Genomic DNA, 3012 nt, shown 5'->3' with positions numbered 1-3012 from the left:
GACAACGCGACGCTGATCCTGCCGCTGCACCGCGAACTCGACCATTTTCGCGAGACTGCGAACGCGGGTCTGAAGATCGGCACGACCAAGCGCGGCATCGGGCCCGCCTACGAGGACAAGGTCGGGCGCCGCGCGATCCGCGTGGTGGATCTGGCCGATGCCGACACGCTGCCGGCCAAGATCGAGCGGGTGCTCACCCACCACAACGCGCTCCGCCGGGGCCTCGGCATCGCGCAGGTCGATGGCGACGGGCTGCTGGCGGAATTGAAGGCGATCGCGCCGTCCATCCTGCCCTACGCCTGTCCGGTCTGGGCGCTGCTCGACGAGGAGCGGCGGGCGGGCAAGCGCATCCTGTTCGAGGGCGCGCAGGGCGCGCTGCTCGACGTGGACCACGGCACCTACCCCTTCGTCACCTCCTCCAACATCGTCGCGGCGCAGGCGGCGACCGGCTCCGGCCTCGGCCCCTCGGCGATCGGCTACGTGCTCGGCATCGCCAAGGCCTACACCACCCGCGTCGGCGAAGGGCCGTTCCCGACCGAACTGCACGACGCGGTCGGCGAAACCCTCGGCATCCGAGGACGTGAGTTCGGCGTCAACACCGGGCGCAAGCGCCGCTGCGGCTGGTTCGACGCGGTGCTGGTGCGCCAGACCGTGCGGACCTCGGGGATCGACGGCATCGCGCTGACCAAGCTCGACATCCTCGACGGGTTCGACGCGATCCAGGTCTGCACCGGCTACCGCCTCGACGGCGGGACGATCGACCACCTGCCGGCGAGCCAAGCGGCGCAAGGTCGGGTGGAGCCGATCTACGAGACGATCCCCGGCTGGCCGGAGACGACGGCCGGCGCCCGCTCTTGGGCGGACCTGCCGGCTCAGGCGATCAAGTACGTGCGGCGGATCGAGGAGCTGATCGGCTGCCCGGTCGCCCTGCTCTCGACCTCGCCGGAGCGCGACGACACAATCCTGATGCACAACCCTTTCGAGGACTGACAGCGTCACGCGAGCCGGGAATCGTTCCGGGGAGACGGCGGACTTAAGACACGATGGCCGATTACTACCCGCTGCTGGCACGGGCGCTCGACGCCCTGCCCGATCGGACGCCGGCCATGCGCAGGGCCGTGTACGAGCGCGCCCGCAACGCCCTCGTCGGTCAGTTGCGCTCCCTCGAGCCGCCTCTGCCGGAGGCGGACATCGATCTTGAGCGCAGCGCCCTCGATGGCGCGATCGACCGCCTGGAGGCCGCCTACGGCGCGCCTGCCCCTGTGCCCGTCGCCGAGCCCATCGCGGCGACCGCACCCGCGGAGCCGATCCTCGTCCCGCCCGCGCCGGATGCCCGTGCCGGTCCGATCGAGCCGGCGCTCGCGCCGCCGGTCCTGCCGCCGGCGCCGCCGCCGAGCTTCCTTCCGCTGCCGGACCCCGTGGCGGCCGAGCCGGCGCTCCGCGAGGCCGTGGTCCCGATCACGGCACGCAGGGCGAAGGGTCCGACGCCGGTCTCCGAGCCGGCGACGCCGTCCGCGGCCGAGACGCAGGCCGACCCGATCCCCGAACCCGCCGCGGGTGCCGATCCTGCCGGCGCGCGCCAGCGCCCGCGCATCGACGTGGTCGCGCCCCGTGGCGACCGCTCGCGGCTCCTGCGCAACGTCTTCGTCGGCGTGATCCTCACGACGGTGGTCGGGCTGATCGCCGTGGCCGCCTTCCTCCTGCGCGACAAGCCGGCCAACCTGCATCCCGGCGCGACCGAGACGGCGGAGACGCAGCAGGACGGCAATGCGGACGCGAAGTACGCCGACCGGATCGGCGGGGAGCCGGCCGGGCGGGAACGGACGGGCGCAGGGTCGGCAGGGGGCGCCGCGCTTCCGGACCCGCGCAGTTCCACGCCGTCGCCGCCGGACCTCGGCGTCGCGCAGCGCGCGGTGCTGATCGAGGAGAACACCGCGTCTCAGAACGCCCCGCCGACGACGAGCCCCGGCCGCGTCGTCTGGCGCCTCGACTCGGTGGCCGGCGAGCAGGGTCAGCCCCTGGAACTGGCGGTTGTGGCCACCGTCACCTTCCCCGAGGCCGGGCTGTCGCTGACGATGACGCTCCAGCGCAACCTCGACGCCACGCTGCCGGCCTCGCACACCATCAGCCTCGCCTTCAGCGGCACGGGCGCGGAGGGTGAGAAGCGCCCGGTGCAGGATGTCGGCCTGCTCCAGGCCAAGGATGAGGAGAACGCGCGCGGCTCACCCGTCTCGGGACTGCCCGTGCGGGTACGCGAGAACCTGTTCCTGATCGGCCTGTCGTCGCTGCGCAACGACGTCGACCGCAACACCGACCTGCTCCTGCACAAGCCGTGGTTCGACTTGGCGATCCGCTACACCGGCGGTCAGCGCGCGGTACTCACCTTCGAGAAGGGCACCTCAGGCATCCAGGCAATGCAGAACGCCTTCGACCAATGGCGCTGACGGGCTGAGACCGTGCGCGACCGGCTCGGAGCCGCCGTTCAGCGCTTCGAGCCGGGCGAGGGCATCACGCCCCGACGCGCGGCAGCTCGCGGGTCGCGAGGTTGCGCTTGACCGCCTCCTGCACCTTCTCGAAGGCGCGGACTTCGATCTGGCGCACGCGCTCGCGCGAGACGCCGAACTCGCCCGAGAGATCCTCCAGGGTGATCGGATCGTCGGCGAGCCGCCGGGCCTCGAAGATGCGCCGCTCGCGGACGTTCAGCACGCCGAGCGCGTCGCGCAGGGCCGAGAGGCGGTTCTGTCCCTCCTGCTCGCCGGCCAGCACCGTCTCCTGGCTCGGGCTGTTGTCGACGAGCCAGTCCTGCCACTCGCCCTCGCCCTCCTCGCGCAAGGGGGCGTTCAGCGACGTGTCGCCGGACAAGCGCCGGTTCATGTCGATGACGTCCTGCTCGGGCACGCCGAGGCGGGTGGCGATCTGCGCGACCTGATCCGGCTTGAGGTCACCCTCCTCCAGCGCCGAGATCTTGCCCTTGGCCTTGCGCAGGTTGAAGAACAGCTTCTTCTGGTTGGC

3 protein-coding genes are annotated in these 3012 nt (G+C 71.9%); 2 read left to right on the top strand and 1 reads right to left on the bottom strand.

Going from position 1 to position 3012, the window contains the following annotated elements:
- Together ACFE8Y_RS21455 and ACFE8Y_RS21450 are read left to right on the top strand one after the other, a co-directional pair.
- On the top strand, positions 1 to 990 hold a 990-nt coding region (locus tag ACFE8Y_RS21455; protein ID WP_375466390.1), incomplete at its 5' end, for an adenylosuccinate synthase.
- Between the two features lie 53 nt (positions 991 to 1043).
- Positions 1044 to 2444 (top strand): histidine kinase, encoded by a 1401-nt coding sequence (locus ACFE8Y_RS21450; RefSeq protein ID WP_375466389.1) that lies wholly within the window; start codon positions 1044 to 1046, stop codon positions 2442 to 2444.
- Positions 2445 to 2508: 64 nt separating this feature from the next.
- Here the strand turns inward: ACFE8Y_RS21450 and ACFE8Y_RS21445 are convergent.
- On the bottom strand, positions 2509 to 3012 hold a 504-nt coding region (locus tag ACFE8Y_RS21445; protein WP_375466388.1), incomplete at its 5' end, for a sigma factor-like helix-turn-helix DNA-binding protein.

The sequence above is a fragment of the uncultured Methylobacterium sp. genome, from assembly GCF_964242245.1.
Lineage (GTDB): Bacteria > Pseudomonadota > Alphaproteobacteria > Rhizobiales > Beijerinckiaceae > Methylobacterium.
Note: the sequence above shows the minus strand (reverse complement) of the source record. Positions and strands in the feature narration are given on the sequence as shown.

Bases quoted from the DNA above. Each gene is read 5' to 3' on its own strand.
- ACFE8Y_RS21450 (WP_375466389.1), top strand. From the start codon at position 1,044: ATGGCCGATTACTACCCGCTGCTGGCACGGGCGCTCGACGCCCTGCCC.